This is a genomic window from Hydrogenophaga aromaticivorans (assembly GCF_013387465.1).
Classification (GTDB): Bacteria; Pseudomonadota; Gammaproteobacteria; order Burkholderiales; family Burkholderiaceae_C; genus Hydrogenophaga; species Hydrogenophaga aromaticivorans.
Genome location: NZ_VYGV01000007.1, coordinates 211,177 through 225,568, shown reverse-complemented (window position 1 = coordinate 225,568; position 14,392 = coordinate 211,177). Strand labels below are relative to the sequence as shown.

The window sequence follows — 14,392 nt, the reverse complement described above, 5'->3', positions numbered from 1 at the left end:
GGCTCCTGAGGGAATCGTCGGTGGAAACTCGGGCCATTCTGTCAGCAGCCTGTTTCACCGTGCTGCCAGTAATGGCATGTCGCGCGGTCGTGCGTCCGCCGGCCTGGCCCGGTCGGCAGCGCGCCCAGGTCGGCGACCGCCCGGGTCGGGCGTGCGCCTGGGCAGGACAAAACCGAATCAGTTCCGGCCGCGGTTGTGCTCTTCGTCCTTGGGCTTGCGTCCCGGATCCTTGCGGGACGGCGGTGCGGCGCGACAGCCCGGTGAACCGGGTTCGCAGGCCTGGGCGGACCGATCGTTCTTCGACGGCTGCCGCTGGGACGGCCCGTCGTTGGAGCGCCGATCGTTGTCGGAGCGCGGCCCGATGCGGGCCGGCTGCTCGCGCGAAGACTCACGGCGCGAATCGGGGCGCGCGTCAGGCTCGACACGCCGCTGCAACACCGGTGCCGGGGCTTTCAGGTGCTGGCGCGACACCGCCTCGCGGGGCACGTACCGGTCGTGCTCCGAGCGGATCGTGCGCTGTTGCTCGACCGCGCGGGGATAGCGGTCGCCGGGGTATTTCTGCTGGTAGCGCGGCAACGGGGCCGCGGCGGGTGTCTTGCGGCGGTCCCAGCGGTCCCATCCGGGTCGGCGCTGCGCCCAGTCACGCCCCCAGTGTTCGTCCCACCGGGGCGGCGCGTCCGCGCGCCAGCCGCTGAAGTAGCTGGGCGGGTGGCGGTAATAACGCACGGGGATGCGCAGCACGAACAGGGGCACGTAGTCCCGGCTGGTCAGCTCCCAGGGGCCGTTGTACCAGCTGCTGGCGTACCAGTTGTCGTCGGTGTAGACCCAGTACAGGCCATCGTAGAAAAAGTAGTTGGCGCTCGCCTGGGGGTCGTAATAGACCGGGTACCCGGGCACCACGACCAGCGTCGGGTACGAAGGCACGTTCACCCCGATCTGGATACCCACACTGACCTGCGCGTGCAGCGCCGTGGCGGGAAGAATGGACAGCGCCAGCGCGATGCCCAGGGTGCGAAGCGAGGTGTTCATGCGAGCCCCTTTGAATTCAAGACAACCGGGCGCAGTCACCTCCAGGGTGACCAGAGGCCTGTTCACCCCATTTTCAGGTTTGAACAGGCCCGTTGAAGGCCGTCAGATGCGGCCCATCAGCAGCAGCACCACCAGGATGATCAACACCAGGCCCAGCCCGCCGCTGGGACCGTAGCCCCAGCCTTTGCTGTGTGGCCAGGTCGGGAAGGCGCCGATCAACATCAGGATCAAGACGATGAGAAGGATGGTTCCGAGGCCCATGGCAGTCTCCTTGTATGACGTGGAAAAGACTCAGTTCGCGGGCGCCGCAGGACGGGGCACCACGATGACGGTGTCGCCGGTCTTGCCGGTATCGCCCGTGCTGCCTGTATTGCCCTGCGCGCCGGTGTCACCCGTGCTGCCCGTGTTGCCCTGTGCGCCTGTATCGCCGGTGCTGCCTGTACTGCCGGTGTTGCCTGTGAAGCCTTGATCGCCGGTGGCGCCGGTGGCACCCTTCGCACCGGATTCGCCAGCAGGACCGGCGGGGCCGGGCACCGTGACGGTGGCGGGCGGCGTGTTGACCACCACAGGTTCGCGGTCACAGGCGGCCAGACCGATTGTGGACAGAAGCGCCAGCAGCAAGAGGGAGTTTTTCATGGGGATTCCTTGAGTGTCAACGGGTGTGGTTCGTGCGGTTGCACCGCTCACACGGATCACCGGTTGGACCAAACTGTCCAATCGGCATGAACCGAGCGTAGCGACCGCTTCGCACCGGGTCTGTGCGCTGGCGAACACGGGCCCGAATTCAGGGCCGCAACCGCCGGTTTGCGGGACAATTCGGGGGTGAACCCCAAAGCCCCCGAACTCCTGCTCCCCGCCGGCACGCTGCAACGCATGCGCGCCGCCTACGACTTTGGCGCCGATGCCGTGTACGCCGGGCAACCGCGCTACTCCTTGCGCGCGCGCAATAACGAGTTCCGCATGGAACAGATCGCACAGGGCATTGAAGAAGCCCACGCGCGTGGCAAAAAATTCTTCGTCACCAGCAACCTGATCGCCCACAACGACAAGCTGCGCACCTACCTGCGCGACCTGCAGCCGGTGGTGGAGCTGCGGCCCGACGCGCTCATCATGGCCGACGCCGGCCTGATCATGCTGGTGCGCGAGCAGATGGAGAAAGGCCTCTGGCCCGAGGTGCCGATCCACCTCTCGGTGCAGGCCAACACCACCAACAGCGCGGCGGTGAAGTTCTGGCAGAAACAGGGCGTGAGCCGCATCATCCTCTCGCGCGAGCTCAGCCTTGATGAAGTGGCCGCGATCCGCAACGACTGCCCGGACATCGAGCTCGAAGTCTTCGTGCACGGCGCGCTGTGCATCGCGTATTCGGGCCGCTGTCTGCTCAGCGGCTACTTCAACCGCCGCGACCCCAACCAGGGCACCTGCACCAACGCCTGCCGCTGGGAATACAAGACCCAGGCCGCGACCACCGACACCGACACGGGTGAAGCCGTTCCGCTGGTCCAGCTCGACGGCTTCAACTTCGCGCAGGAAGACGAAGAAGCGGCGAGCGCCTTCTCCACCGTGGGCAACGGCCAACGCCACCCCGAGGCCAACAAGGTCTGGCTGATCGAAGAAGCCGGCCGCCCGGGCGAGCTCATGCCCATCATGGAAGACGAGCACGGCACCTACATCATGAACAGCAAGGACCTGCGCGCCGTCGAGCACGTGGGCAAGCTGGCGGCCATGGGCATCGACTCGCTCAAGATCGAGGGCCGCACCAAGAGCCACTACTACGTGGCGCGCACCGCGCAGGTCTACCGCCGCGCCATCGACGACGCCGTGGCCGGCAAGCCCTTCAACCCCGAGCTGCTGCTGGAGCTGGAAGGCCTGTCCAACCGCGGCTACACCGGCGGCCTGATGGAGCGCCGCCCGGCGCAGGACTACCAGAACTACATCACCGGCCACTCGGCCAGCCAGCGCAGCCAGTTCGTGGGCGAGGTGCTGCAGGTGCGCGAAGACGGCTGGACCGAGGTCGAGGCCAAGAACCGCTTCGCCGTGGGCGACCGGCTCGAAGTGATCCACCCGAGCGGCAACCGCGTCGTGCAGCTCGACGCCATGCGCAACCAGGACGGCGAGGCCATCGAGGTCGCGCAGGGCAGCCCGATCCGCGTCTGGGTGCCGCTGGGAGCGCCGACCGAAGGCGCACTGATCGCGCGGTTGATCTGAGTTCGAGGGGTCAGGCGACCGCCAGGCTCTGCGCCTGACGGCTGCCGGCCCACTCCAGCTCGGCCAGCCCGAACACGAACGCCGCCTGCAGCAGCACCCACACCGCGCCCAGCGTGGTGAGCGCCAGGCCGGCGCCCCAGACCGCCCACACGCTGGCGGCCACCCACAGGAAATTGCCCGCCGCAAGCAGGCGCACGCCCGCCGCCGGAGGCCGGGTCCGCGACGCCAGCGCGCCCGACAGCAGCGCCGCGCCACAGACGATCACGCCCGACACCTGCAGCCAGGCCAGGGGCAGGCCCAGCCACTCGGACAACAGGTCTGAAAACCCGAAATGGGCCACGGCCATGCCCAGGCCGCTGGCGGCGTCCAGCCAGAGCACGCGACGCAACGCAGAAACCGACAGATTCAACATGGTGAACTCCTTGAAGGGGTTGAAAGGAAGGAACGGGAGCCGCCATGCTCGGCCCGCGCCCGCACCGGGTCCATGACCCCGCAGGTCATGGACCGTCGGCGCGCCCGCTCTACCATGTGCCCATGCACGCGCCCACCGCCCTCGCCGCTCCACCCACGCGCCGCACCAGCGTCGGCGACCACCTGCGCCACTGGCGCCAGCTGCGCCGCCTGAGCCAGCTCGACCTCGCGGCCGAGGCCGAACTGTCCACGCGCCACCTGAGCTGCGTGGAAACCGGCAAGGCCAGCCCCAGCCGCGAGCTGGTGCTGCGGCTGTGCGAGCGGCTGGCGGTGCCGCTGCGCGAGCGCAACGCCTGGCTGGTGGCGGCGGGTTACGCGCCCATGTACCGGGAGCACGCCATGGACGACCCCAGCATGCTGGCCGCGCGACGCGCCGTGCAGCACATCCTGGACAGCCACCAACCCTGGCCCGCCGTGGCCTTTGACCGGCACTGGAACCTGGTGATGGCCAACCGCATGGTCGCGCCGCTGCTGGCCGGCGTGGCGCCCGAGCTGCTGCAGGGGCCCGTCAACCTGCTGCGCATCAGCCTGCACCCGGGCGGCCTGGCGCCGCGCATCGCCAACCTCAACCAGTGGCGCGAACACCTGTTTGCCCGCCTGCGCCAGCAGATCCACCAGACCGGCGACGAAGGGCTGGCCGACCTGCTGACCGAGCTGATGGCCTACCCGGCCCAGCCCGCTGACGCCGCGCAGCTCCTCGACGGCGAACACCCCGGCGTGCTCATGCCATTTTTGTTCCAGACGCCGGGCGGCACGCTGCACCTCATCAGCACCACCACCGTGTTCGGCTCGCCGGTGGACATCACCCTGCAGGAACTGGCGCTCGAAACCTTCTTCCCCGGCGACGAAGCCACGGCCGACGCCTTGCGCGCGATGGCCGCTGGGCTCGGCAACTGAGGGTTTGTGGCAGATCGTGTGGAAGCAGGCCCGGCAGCGCCTCCCAACCGGTCCCCTTGAACGGCGCTCAGCTTTTCTCTGCCCCGGTCGATACAGTGATTCAAGACCACCCGGCACGGTGCGGCGGTGGCCAACGGACCGCAGGAAAGGCTGGATCGTGCTTTCGTGGGAATGGATGGCCCCGTTCTGGTCGGCGTTCATCGTCGAGGCGAACGGGGTCGTGTTCCTGAACCTGCCGGAGTCCCAGCTGCCGGGCCTCAAGGACCAACAAACCCACCTGCGGTGATCGCATGACAACCCCCACCTTCCGCCCCGTCCGTCGCCTGCTCCTGGGCGTTTTGTGCAGCGTGCTGCCCATCGCCTTCGCCGGCACCAGCGACGAAGTGGCACCACCCGACTGGGACCTTTCGAAGGACGGCAGCCTGATTCTCCACCGCAGCGCCCGCGTGGCCTGGCCCCGCTGCGTGGAGGGCATGCAATGGAGCGGCCAGCGTTGCACCGGCCAGGCCTTGCAGCTCGACCACGCCGAAGCGCTTGCGCGGGTCAAGGCGCGCGAGAAGGCCGAAGGCATGGCCTGGCGCCTGCCCCACATGAAAGAGCTGCAGCAACTGGCCCACCAGAACACCCGCCCTGCCCCGGCGGGACAGACGCTGTTGCCAGCGGTCGGTCAAGGCTGGAGCTGGACCGCCTCGACCACCATCAGCACCCCGTCGTTCAACACCTACAGCTACAACAACATCCAGCGCGGCCTGAACGGACAGAACACGAACCAGATGAAGTTCCTGCACGGCTGGGCCGTGAACACCGCCACGGTGCAGGCCCAAGACGACGTGCTCAAACGCAGCAAATTGCTGGTGCGGCTCGTGCGGCCGTGGACGGAATAGCCCCCGCAGCGCCCGCCCGGTGCCAGAATCTGGCCACCGCAGCCCCTGCGCAGCCAGCACCACGCCCGCCCCACGCCCCATGAGCCCGACCCCCGCCATCGCCTCGGCCATCCTCTCGCAGCTCGCGGCCATCGCGCAGCGGCACCCCGCGCCCCGGGTGCGCCGTCTGCACGTGCCCCGCCGACCCGATACCGCGGGCGTCGCGGGTGGGCACGACGCCGAGTTCTGTGCCATCGAACTGGAAGACGGCGGATTTGGCCTGTCCTATGTGTTGCTGGGCGACACGCTGGCCGCGCTGCTGCGCGCGCACGGCGACGGCGACCTGCCCTTGCAGGGCGCAGACCCGCTGGCCCTCGCGCAAGGCCTGACCGGTGGCAGCGCGGTCGAGCGCGCCATTGCACTGGCCGCCGTCAACGCCCTGACCGACTCGGTCTGGCGCCGGGTGGGCTACGAGCCACCGCCCGCGGGCAATTCGCTCGGCGACGTGCAACTGACCGCGCAGGACCACCTGGGCATGATCGGTTTTTTTCCGCCGCTGGTGAAACGCGTGGCCGAGGCCGGCGGGCGGCTCTCGGTGGTGGAAATGAACGCCGAGATGGTCGCGCGCCAGCGCGAGCGTTTCCCGAACGTGCACATCACGCTGGACCGCGCCGACCTCGCCCCCTGCAACGTGGTCGTGGGCACCTCGACCATGTTGCTCAACGACACGCTGGACGCCATGCTCGCCGCGGCGCCGAACGCGAAGCGCTTCGCGGTGATCGGCCCTTCGGCCGGGCTGTGGCCGGATGCCCTGTTCGAGCGCGGTGTCACGCTGCTGGGCGGCACGCGGGTGACCGATCCCGGGGCCTTCAGCGAAGCCATGGCCGTGGGCGCATCGTGGAGTGAAGCCACACGCAAGTTCGCCATTGCGCGCGACGGCTGGCCGGGCTGGCGCACGCTGACCGGCCTGCCCTGACCAACCCCTGCCGGCCCGCATCCACCGCGGCCCGCACCGCAACGGCACCTACAGCCAGCCGGGCCAGGGCCTTGTCCGAGGCTTCGCTGATGGGGCGCTGCCAATCCTTGTCCTGCGCCACCCAGGCATCGGCCAGCCGGCTGGGCACGAGGGCGGCCAGCTCGTTGGCGATCAGAAGCGCCCGGCCCGGTGCTCCCGGGCCGCCTGCAGCGCCTGCGCCACCGCCACCGCCGATGCGGCCCCGGGCAGACCCGGCGTCAGCCGGACCGAGGGCCCGGAGGCCGCCTCGCGGGCATGCAGCGCGTGAAACGCCGTCGTGGCCCGTCCGCTGCTTTGTGTGTAGAGCAGCTTGTGGAACAGGTGATCGAGCGACGCCAGCGGGAACACCCGCGTCCGGCGCCACATCCAGGACGCCAGCTCCCGCTCCACACCGTCGTCGCGCACCCGCAGGCGCCATTGCCGTGTACCCGCGTGCAATACAAACAGCAGCAGGAACGCCACTCCCCACCAGAGGCAGGAGCCCAGCGCATCGGACCAGGAAGCGCGTGGACCCGACGTCCACCGCAGCCCCGAGAGAACCACCACCGGCACCATCGCCAACGCGGCCGCCCAGCGCCACCCGCTCTGCCGGAACCGCATCTCCCAGGCATCGGATTGCTCGACCACCTGGACCTGGTCCGGCCATGGCAGTGGCGATGAAGCATCGCCGGCCGACCACCCTTCGTGGCGCGGCGGAATCGCCTCCTCGTGCCCCCAGAGCGCCCGGCGGTCAAACCGGTCGGGCGCTGCCATCGGGTGGCCCGCAGACCGGGCTGGCGTCTCCTGAACCGGCACGTCGTACGACACCTCGACAGCCCCCTCCGCGGTCAGGATTTCCAGCCGCCAGTCGACCCGTTCCCCCGAGCGCCGGCCGCCGTGCGTGGGCGCATCGGCGGGCAGCTCGAAGCGCGCGTGCCACCGCTCGCCGCCGGCCATGTCCGGCATCGCCGTCGCAGCCCGCTCAAAGGCCTCCACCTGCCGTTCCTGGGTGCCGGAGCCGGAATCGTCCACCCGGTACTGCGCGAGCCGCAGCCGCCGGCCAGCAGGCGCTGAGTTCTGCAGCGCGCGGGACGCCAGCGCCAGCTCCACCTCGAAGGACTCCCCGGCCTGGGGACTGGCCGGTACGAAGCGGACCGAGGTCCCGGCAAAGCGCCACGCCAGCACAGACTGCCGCCAGGCCAGCGTGAGCAGGCCGATACCGATCACCACGAAGACCGACACAAAGACCTTGGCCCACCAGGGCGAACCGCCCATCCAGAACAGCGCCGCCATCGGAAACGAGATGCCGCACCAGAACAGCGCAAAAACCCAGAGCACGCGCTGGCTGCGGCTGGCCGAACTCCGGGCGACGGCGGCATCCAACACGCCGCCATCACGCCCCGACAGCGCGCGCCAGAACACCCACAAGGCCCCCAGGCCAACGCCCGTGAACACCAGCGCAAACGGCAGGTGGAAGATGGTCTTGGCCCAGCGGATGTGAGGATCCAGCACCGACCTCGTCGGGTCTGCGGGGTCCACCCAGACCGTGACCGGTTGACCCCGGTCCCGGGCCGAACTCAGGCGCGCGTGCCATTGCTGGTGCCAGTCCCCGATGTTGTCCGAACCGGCTGCCGGGTCCAGCCCGACGCGGGAGGATTCGTGGGTGCGGCCAGCGGCTGTGTACCGGTAGCGGGCCTGGACCGCATAGGTGGTGCTGTCGCTGCCCTGGTTCGATGTGAGCTGGCTCGACAGCACCTCGGCCGGCACCGCCTGCCAGGACCGGACCTCCCAGGCGGCGCTCATCGTGCGGGCCAGTGGCAGCACGCCGAAATACAGCCCGCCACCGCCAAACGCCAGGGCAAACACCGCGCTGAACAGCAGGGTGCCCAGCCGCGCTGCGATGCTCCATGGCGCCTGTGATGTCCTCATGCGGTCAGCATAACAAGGCGCCTGCGCTCGCCGGGATGGCGACGCATCGGCAAAAAAAAACGGCCCCGGAGGGCCGTTCTCAATCGCTCAGCGCGTGGACGATCAAGCCGTCACGCCCTTGGCGGTTTCTGCGTACTCTTCGATCTGGTCGAAGTTCAGGTACTGGTAGATCTTGCTGCCGTCCTTGTTGATCACGCCCATGTCGGCCTGGTATTCGGCCACGGTGGGAATGCGGCCGATCTTGGAGGCGATGGCGGCCAGCTCGGCCGAGGCCAGGTACACAAACGTGTTCTTGCCCAGGCGGTTCGGGAAGTTGCGGGTCGAGGTGGAGACCACGGTCGCGCCTTCACGCACCTGCGCCTGGTTGCCCATGCACAGCGAGCAGCCCGGCATTTCGGTGCGGGCACCGGCGGCACCGAAGACGCCGTAGTGGCCTTCCTTGGTCAGCTCCGAAGCGTCCATCTTGGTCGGCGGGGCGATCCACAGCTTGACCGGGATGTCGCGCTTGCCTTCGAGCAGCTTGGAGGCGGCGCGGAAGTGACCGATGTTGGTCATGCAGGAGCCGATGAACACTTCGTCGATCTTGGCGCCAGCAACTTCGCTCAGCAGCTTGGCGTCGTCCGGGTCGTTCGGGCAGCACAGCACAGGCTCGGTCAGTTCGTTCAGGTCGATCTCGATCACGGCCGCGTATTCGGCGTCCTTGTCGGCTTCGAGCAGGCTCGGATTGGCCAGCCAGGCTTCGACTTTCTCGATGCGGCGCTGCAGCGTGCGCGCGTCGGCGTAACCGTCGGCGATCATGTTCTTCATCAGCACGATGTTGCTGGTGAGGTATTCCTTGATCGGAGCGGGGTTCAGCTTCACGGTGCAACCAGCGGCCGAGCGCTCAGCGGAAGCGTCGGACAGCTCGAACGCCTGTTCGACCTTCAGGTCGGGCAGGCCTTCGATTTCCAGGATGCGGCCGGAGAACACGTTCTTCTTGCCGGCCTTGGCCACGGTCAGCAGACCGGCCTTGATGGCGTACAGCGGAATGGCGTGCACGAGGTCGCGCAGCGTGATGCCGGGCTGCATCGTGCCCTTGAAGCGCACCAGCACCGATTCGGGCATGTCCAGCGGCATCACGCCGGTGGCGGCGCCGAAGGCCACGAGGCCGGAACCGGCGGGGAAAGAAATGCCGATCGGGAAGCGGGTGTGCGAGTCACCGCCGGTGCCCACGGTGTCGGGCAGCAGCAGGCGGTTGAGCCAGCTGTGGATCACGCCGTCGCCCGGGCGCAGGGCCACGCCGCCACGGCTGGAGATGAACTTGGGCAGTTCGCGGTGCGTCTTCACGTCGACCGGCTTCGGGTAGGCCGCGGTGTGACAGAAGGACTGCATCACCAGGTCGGCGCTGAAGCCCAGGCAGGCCAGGTCTTTCAGCTCGTCGCGCGTCATCGGGCCGGTGGTGTCCTGCGAACCCACGGTGGTCATCTTCGGCTCGCAGTAGGTGCCGGGGCGCACGCCCTGGCCTTCCGGCAGGCCGACCGCGCGGCCGACCATCTTCTGCGCCAGCGTGAAGCCGGCTTTGGTCGCCACGGGTGTGGTCGGCAGGCGGAACAGCGTTGAGGCGGGCAGCCCCAGGAACTCGCGTGCCTTGGCGGTGAGCGAACGGCCGATGATCAGGTTGATACGGCCGCCTGCACGCACTTCGTCGAACAGCACGTCGCTCTTGAGCTTGAACTCGACCACGGTTTCGCCGTTGCGCACGATCTTGCCGTCGTAGGGCATCACGTCAACGACGTCGCCCATTTCCAGCTTGGACACGTCCACTTCGATCGGCAGCGAGCCCGAGTCTTCCTGGGTGTTGAAGAAGATGGGGGCGATCTTGCCGCCCAGCGTGACGCCGCCGAAGCGCTTGTTCGGCACGAACGGGATGTCTTGACCCGTGGCCCAGATCACGCTGTTGGTGGCGGACTTGCGCGAAGAGCCAGTGCCCACCACGTCGCCCACGTAGGCCACGAGGTGGCCCTTCTTCTTCAGGTCTTCGATGAACTGCATCGGGCCGCGCTTGCCGTCTTCTTCGGGCTTGAAGGCAGCGCCTTCGCGGGTGTTCTTCAGCATCGCCAGGTAGTGCAGCGGGATGTCGGGGCGGCTCCAGGCGTCGGGCGCGGGCGACAGGTCGTCGGTGTTGGTTTCGCCCGGCACCTTGAACACGGTGACGGTGATTTTCTTGTCGACTTCGGGGCGGCTGGTGAACCACTCGCCGTCGGCCCAGCTCTGCATCACGTCCTTGGCATGGGCGTTGCCGGCCTTGGCTTTTTCGGCGACGTCGTTGAAGAAGTCGAACATCAGCAACGTCTTCTTCAGCGCGGCGGCGGCCACGGCGGCGACTTCGGCGTCGTCCAGCAGCTCGATCAGCGGGTGCACGTTGTAGCCGCCCACCATGGTGCCGAGCAGCTCGGTGGCCTTGGCCTTGGAGATCAGACCGACCTTTTCATCGCCGTGGGCGACCGCAGCCAGGAACGAGGCCTTGACCTTGGCCGCATCGTCCACGCCCGGGGGCACGCGGTGCGTGAGCAGGTCCATCAGGAACGCGTCTTCACCGGCCGGCGGGGCCTTGATCAGTTCGATCAGGTCGGCGACCTGCTTGGCTTCAAGCGGCAGCGGCGGAATGCCCAGGGCGGCGCGTTCGGCAGCGTGGGCGCGGTAGTCGGTCAGGAAGGTCGACATGGTTTTCTCCAGAGGGGTGGGGAAGGAACTGTTATGGGGGAAAACAGGGTGCGTGGGGACCAAGCAAACTCAGTGCCGCACGGCTTGGACCGCCGCCAGGGGCGCCGGTGGGGCTGATTCGAACCAGTGGCGCACGGATTCGGGCACGGCATGCCCGGTCTGGTGCGCCCGTTCGAGCACCTGCCAGTAGAAGCGGTAACTCGCACGGTCGTGCAGACGGCCGTCGAACTGCACCGGGGCCCAGTCGGCGGCAGCGGCGCGTTCGATGATGCCGGCAGCCGTGTGGATCTCGCGGTCTTCGGGCGCAAACGCGGCCAGGATCGGCCGGATCTGGTCCGGGTGGATGCTCCACATGCGGGTGTAGCCGAGTTCGCGGGCGGCCTTGTGCGCAGCGGTCTGCAACGCGGCCGGGTCCTTGAACTCGGTGACCACGTTGTGCGAGGGCACCTTGCCGTGTGCGTGGCAGGCCGAAGCGATCTCGATCTTGGCGCGCAGCACCAGCGGGTGGCTGAATTGACCGGTCACGCCCATGCCATCGGCCGGGATCGCGCCACCATGGGCCGACACAAAATCCATCAGGCCGAAGCTGAGCGACTGCACGCGCGGGTGCGCGGCGATGTCAAAGGCGCGGTGCACCGCGGCGGGCGACTCGATCAGCACATGCAACGGGAGTGAGGTCGCACCGGCGGCGTCCATGGCCGCGACAGCACGCTGCACATCGGCCACCGACTCGACCTTGGGCACCATCAGGTGCGTCAGGCGGGATGCGGCCTGGCCCGCGATGGTGGACACATCGGCGTCGAACGCCGGGTGGTCCACCGGGTGCACGCGCACGGCCACGCGGGCTTCGGGCGCGGCGGCCAGGGCCAGTCCGGTCACCAGCGCCGCGTGATCGGCCTCGCCGCCCACGGGCGCACCGTCTTCGCAATCCAGCGTGACGTCAAAGACACAGGTACCGAACTCGGCCGTCATCTCGGCCTGCAAATGCAGGCTCTTTCGCATCCGCAACTCCACCCCGCTGTAGTGGTCGCAGACCGGCAGCGCGAACGCGCCGGCCTGGGCACCGAGGAGGATGTCGCGCGGATGGATCACGCCGTGGTTACCAACGGGTTACAGCAGGTGCTTGACGCCGTCCTGCTCGCCCTGCAGCTCGGCCAGGGTCTTGTTGATGCACTCTTGCGAGAAGGCGTCGATGTCCAGGCCTTCGACCACGGTGTATTCGCCGTTGGCACAGGTGACCGGGAAGCCGAACATGACTTCCTTGGGGATGCCGTACCAGCCTTGCGACGGGATGCCCATCGTGACCCATTCGCCGTTGGTGCCCAGGGCCCAGTCGCGCATGTGGTCGATGGCGGCGTTGGCGGCCGAGGCGGCGGAGCTCAGGCCACGTGCTTCGATGATGGCCGCGCCGCGCTTGCCGACGGTGGGCAGGAACACGTCCTTGTTCCAGACCTGGTCGTTGATCATGTCCTTGACCGAAGCGCCGTCGATGGTGGCGAAGCGGTAGTCGGCGTACATCGTGGGCGAGTGGTTGCCCCACACGGCCAGCTTCTTGATGGACGACACGGCCTTGCCGGTTTTGGCGGCCAGCTGGCTGGCGGCACGGTTGTGGTCCAGACGCAGCATGGCGGTGAAGTTGCCCGGCTTCAGATCGGGGGCGGCCTTCATGGCGATGTAGGCGTTGGTGTTGGCGGGGTTGCCGACCACCAGCACCTTGACGTCGCGCGAAGCGACGGCGTTGAGTGCCTTGCCCTGGGTCGTGAAGATGGCGCCGTTGATGGCGAGCAGCTCGGCACGCTCCATGCCGGGGCCGCGCGGACGCGAGCCCACCAGCAGCGCGTAGTCGGTGTCCTTGAAGGCGGTCATCGGATCGCTGTGGGCTTCCATGCCAGCCAGCAGCGGGAAGGCGCAGTCTTCCAATTCCATCATCACGCCCTTGAGCGCCTTCTGGGCCTTCTCGTCGGGGATTTCCAGCAGTTGCAGGATCACAGGCTGGTCTTTGCCCAGCATTTCGCCCGAGGCGATGCGGAACAACAGGGCGTAACCAATTTGACCTGCGGCACCGGTGACGGCAACACGAACGGGCTTCTTGCTCATGGTGAAAACTCCAGAAAAGGACGTTGGATAAATGAAAAGCGGACGGGACGAACCCCGAGTCCGGGACCTCACAAAGCGCGGGTAAACCCGCAAACCGTGAATCAGGCTCAGCCTTGGAGTGTACCCTCGCAAACCCTGATTGGTCAATTTGTCTTATGTCTTATATAAGATATCATTGACCTCGTCGCCGGACACCCACGGTGACACCATCGAGTTCACAAAACCATGGCAACCCCACCCGCCTTTCTGCCCGATCCGTCATCAATGGACACCCGATCCACAGGGGATCCGGGTGCACAGAACAGCGGCGACGCCATCGGTTCACCCGGTCAGGGCGCCCCTGCGTTCAGCCCGCTGTACCAGCAGATCAAGACCCTGATCCTGCGCAGCCTGCAGGCCGGCGAGTGGAAACCGGGCGACATGATTCCCAGCGAGTTCGACCTGGCCGCGCGCTACCGGGTGAGCCAGGGCACGGTGCGCAAGGCCATCGACGAACTTGCCACCGACAACCTGCTCGTGCGCCGCCAGGGCAAGGGCACCTTCGTGGCGACCCACGCCGAACAACACATCCAGTACCGCTTTCTGCGCCTGTTGCCCGACACCGGCACGCTGGAGGCCCAGGGACCCGCCGAGCGGCGCATCATCGAGTGCCGCCGTCTGCGCGCACCGGCGGAAGTCGCGCGCCAGCTCGCCTTGCGCACCGGCGATCCGGTGCTGCAGGTCCGCCGGGTGCTGGCTTTCGGCGGCACGCCGGCCATTCTGGAAGACCTGTGGTTGCCCGGAACAGCCTTCAAGGGACTCACGCTGGAAACGCTGGCCGAAGACAAGGGCCCCATGTATGCGCTGTTCGAGACCCAGTTCGGCGTGCGCATGGTGAGGGCCGTCGAAAAGCTCAAGGCGGTCAACGCCGATGCCGATACCGCGGGCTGGCTCGACATCGAAGCCGGGCATGCCCTGCTCAGTGTCGAACGGCTGGCCTACACCTACAACGATGTGCCCATGGAACTGCGCCGCGGCCTCTACCGCACGGAAACCCGGCACTACCACAACGAATTGAGCTGAGTGCCATGGTCTGCATCACCATCAACACCCGCCACACTCGCCCAGTGTCAGGCAACGGTATGCTGCGTTGCAATAGAATTTGCGGGCCCGTGGTCTGAGTTACCAACGAGTTACAAGAAACCTTCCAACCTCCCTGCATCCT

Annotated in this window: 14 protein-coding genes and 1 pseudogene; 6 read left to right on the top strand and 9 right to left on the bottom strand. The window is 67.6% G+C overall.

Translation table 11 applies throughout. The features are described 5' to 3' along the window. Positions 1-177: 177 nt before the first annotated feature. From F3K02_RS10915 to F3K02_RS10905, 3 genes are all read right to left on the bottom strand, one after another. Entirely contained in the window at positions 178-1,029 is an 852-nt protein-coding gene (locus tag F3K02_RS10915; protein WP_177135630.1) for a chromosomal replication initiator protein DnaA, read from the bottom strand. A 102-nt stretch (positions 1,030-1,131) separates the two neighbouring features. Next, positions 1,132-1,290 (bottom strand): DUF3309 family protein, encoded by a 159-nt coding sequence (locus F3K02_RS10910; protein WP_177135629.1) that lies wholly within the window; start codon positions 1,288-1,290, stop codon positions 1,132-1,134. A 30-nt stretch (positions 1,291-1,320) separates the two neighbouring features. Then, entirely contained in the window at positions 1,321-1,665 is a 345-nt protein-coding gene (locus F3K02_RS10905) for a collagen-like protein (protein WP_177135628.1), read from the bottom strand. Between the two features lie 186 nt (positions 1,666-1,851). Between F3K02_RS10905 and trhP the strand changes: the two genes are divergently transcribed. After that, entirely contained in the window at positions 1,852-3,234 is a 1,383-nt protein-coding gene (gene trhP / locus F3K02_RS10900) for a prephenate-dependent tRNA uridine(34) hydroxylase TrhP (protein ID WP_177135627.1), read from the top strand. A 10-nt stretch (positions 3,235-3,244) separates the two neighbouring features. On the opposite strand, the gene F3K02_RS10895 is transcribed toward trhP, so the two are convergent. Continuing rightward, positions 3,245-3,646 (bottom strand): hypothetical protein, encoded by a 402-nt coding sequence (locus F3K02_RS10895; RefSeq protein ID WP_177135626.1) that lies wholly within the window; start codon positions 3,644-3,646, stop codon positions 3,245-3,247. A 122-nt stretch (positions 3,647-3,768) separates the two neighbouring features. Here F3K02_RS10895 and F3K02_RS10890 point away from each other — a divergent pair, with 122 nt between their 5' ends. The 4 genes from F3K02_RS10890 (at position 3,769) to F3K02_RS10880 (ending at position 6,441) form a co-directional block, all read left to right on the top strand. Beyond that, positions 3,769-4,602 (top strand): helix-turn-helix domain-containing protein, encoded by an 834-nt coding sequence (locus F3K02_RS10890; RefSeq protein ID WP_177135625.1) that lies wholly within the window; start codon positions 3,769-3,771, stop codon positions 4,600-4,602. Between the two features lie 157 nt (positions 4,603-4,759). Beyond that, positions 4,760-4,888, top strand: coding sequence for a hypothetical protein (locus F3K02_RS27765; protein ID WP_281362764.1), 129 nt, complete (start codon positions 4,760-4,762; stop codon positions 4,886-4,888). Between the two features lie 4 nt (positions 4,889-4,892). Further along, entirely contained in the window at positions 4,893-5,486 is a 594-nt protein-coding gene (locus F3K02_RS10885) for an Lcl domain-containing protein (RefSeq protein ID WP_177135624.1), read from the top strand. Positions 5,487-5,565: 79 nt separating this feature from the next. Further along, positions 5,566-6,441, top strand: coding sequence for a Rossmann-like domain-containing protein (locus F3K02_RS10880; protein WP_177135623.1), 876 nt, complete (start codon positions 5,566-5,568; stop codon positions 6,439-6,441). Positions 6,442-6,493: 52 nt separating this feature from the next. Here F3K02_RS10880 and F3K02_RS27485 read toward each other — a convergent pair. From F3K02_RS27485 to F3K02_RS10860, 5 genes and pseudogenes are all read right to left on the bottom strand, one after another. Further along, positions 6,494-6,616, bottom strand: a pseudogene (locus F3K02_RS27485) (aminoacetone oxidase family FAD-binding enzyme); the annotation flags it as partial. Further along, the gene (locus tag F3K02_RS10875) at positions 6,613-8,262 is read right to left on the bottom strand and encodes a DUF3592 domain-containing protein (protein ID WP_425485586.1); all 1,650 of its coding nucleotides are present in this window, start codon (positions 8,260-8,262) and stop codon (positions 6,613-6,615) included. The gene F3K02_RS10875 and the pseudogene F3K02_RS27485, both read right to left, overlap by 4 nt. Positions 8,263-8,490: 228 nt before the next feature. After that, positions 8,491-11,091: a bifunctional aconitate hydratase 2/2-methylisocitrate dehydratase gene (gene acnB, locus F3K02_RS10870; RefSeq protein ID WP_177135621.1), complete on the bottom strand. Its 2,601-nt coding sequence runs from the start codon at positions 11,089-11,091 to the stop codon at positions 8,491-8,493. 69 nt (positions 11,092-11,160) lie between these two features. After that, positions 11,161-12,183: an HpcH/HpaI aldolase/citrate lyase family protein gene (locus F3K02_RS10865; RefSeq protein ID WP_343067064.1), complete on the bottom strand. Its 1,023-nt coding sequence runs from the start codon at positions 12,181-12,183 to the stop codon at positions 11,161-11,163. Between the two features lie 18 nt (positions 12,184-12,201). Then, positions 12,202-13,188 carry a malate dehydrogenase gene (locus F3K02_RS10860; protein WP_177135620.1) on the bottom strand — a complete coding sequence of 329 codons (987 nt, stop codon included), beginning with the start codon at positions 13,186-13,188 and terminating at the stop codon, positions 12,202-12,204. A 225-nt stretch (positions 13,189-13,413) separates the two neighbouring features. On the opposite strand from F3K02_RS10860, the gene F3K02_RS10855 reads away from it, so the two are divergent. After that, a complete protein-coding gene (locus tag F3K02_RS10855) occupies positions 13,414-14,250 on the top strand; it encodes a GntR family transcriptional regulator (RefSeq protein ID WP_246309373.1) in 837 nt (278 codons plus the stop codon). Positions 14,251-14,392 lie beyond the last annotated feature (142 nt).

Excerpts from the sequence above, each read along its gene's own strand:
- F3K02_RS10895 (WP_177135626.1), bottom strand. The coding sequence starts at position 3,646 with ATGTTGAATCTGTCGGTTTCTGCGTTGCGTCGCGTGCTCTGGCTGGAC.
- F3K02_RS10860 (WP_177135620.1), bottom strand. The coding sequence starts at position 13,188 with ATGAGCAAGAAGCCCGTTCGTGTTGCCGTCACCGGTGCCGCAGGTCAA.
- F3K02_RS10880 (WP_177135623.1), top strand. The coding sequence starts at position 5,566 with ATGAGCCCGACCCCCGCCATCGCCTCGGCCATCCTCTCGCAGCTCGCG.
- F3K02_RS10915 (WP_177135630.1), bottom strand. The coding sequence starts at position 1,029 with ATGAACACCTCGCTTCGCACCCTGGGCATCGCGCTGGCGCTGTCCATT.
- F3K02_RS10910 (WP_177135629.1), bottom strand. The coding sequence starts at position 1,290 with ATGGGCCTCGGAACCATCCTTCTCATCGTCTTGATCCTGATGTTGATC.
- F3K02_RS10905 (WP_177135628.1), bottom strand. The coding sequence starts at position 1,665 with ATGAAAAACTCCCTCTTGCTGCTGGCGCTTCTGTCCACAATCGGTCTG.
- F3K02_RS10875 (WP_425485586.1), bottom strand. The coding sequence starts at position 8,262 with ATGAGCGCCGCCTGGGAGGTCCGGTCCTGGCAGGCGGTGCCGGCCGAG.
- F3K02_RS10855 (WP_246309373.1), top strand. The coding sequence starts at position 13,414 with ATGGCAACCCCACCCGCCTTTCTGCCCGATCCGTCATCAATGGACACC.
- acnB (WP_177135621.1), bottom strand. The coding sequence starts at position 11,091 with ATGTCGACCTTCCTGACCGACTACCGCGCCCACGCTGCCGAACGCGCC.
- F3K02_RS10890 (WP_177135625.1), top strand. The coding sequence starts at position 3,769 with ATGCACGCGCCCACCGCCCTCGCCGCTCCACCCACGCGCCGCACCAGC.
- F3K02_RS10885 (WP_177135624.1), top strand. The coding sequence starts at position 4,893 with ATGACAACCCCCACCTTCCGCCCCGTCCGTCGCCTGCTCCTGGGCGTT.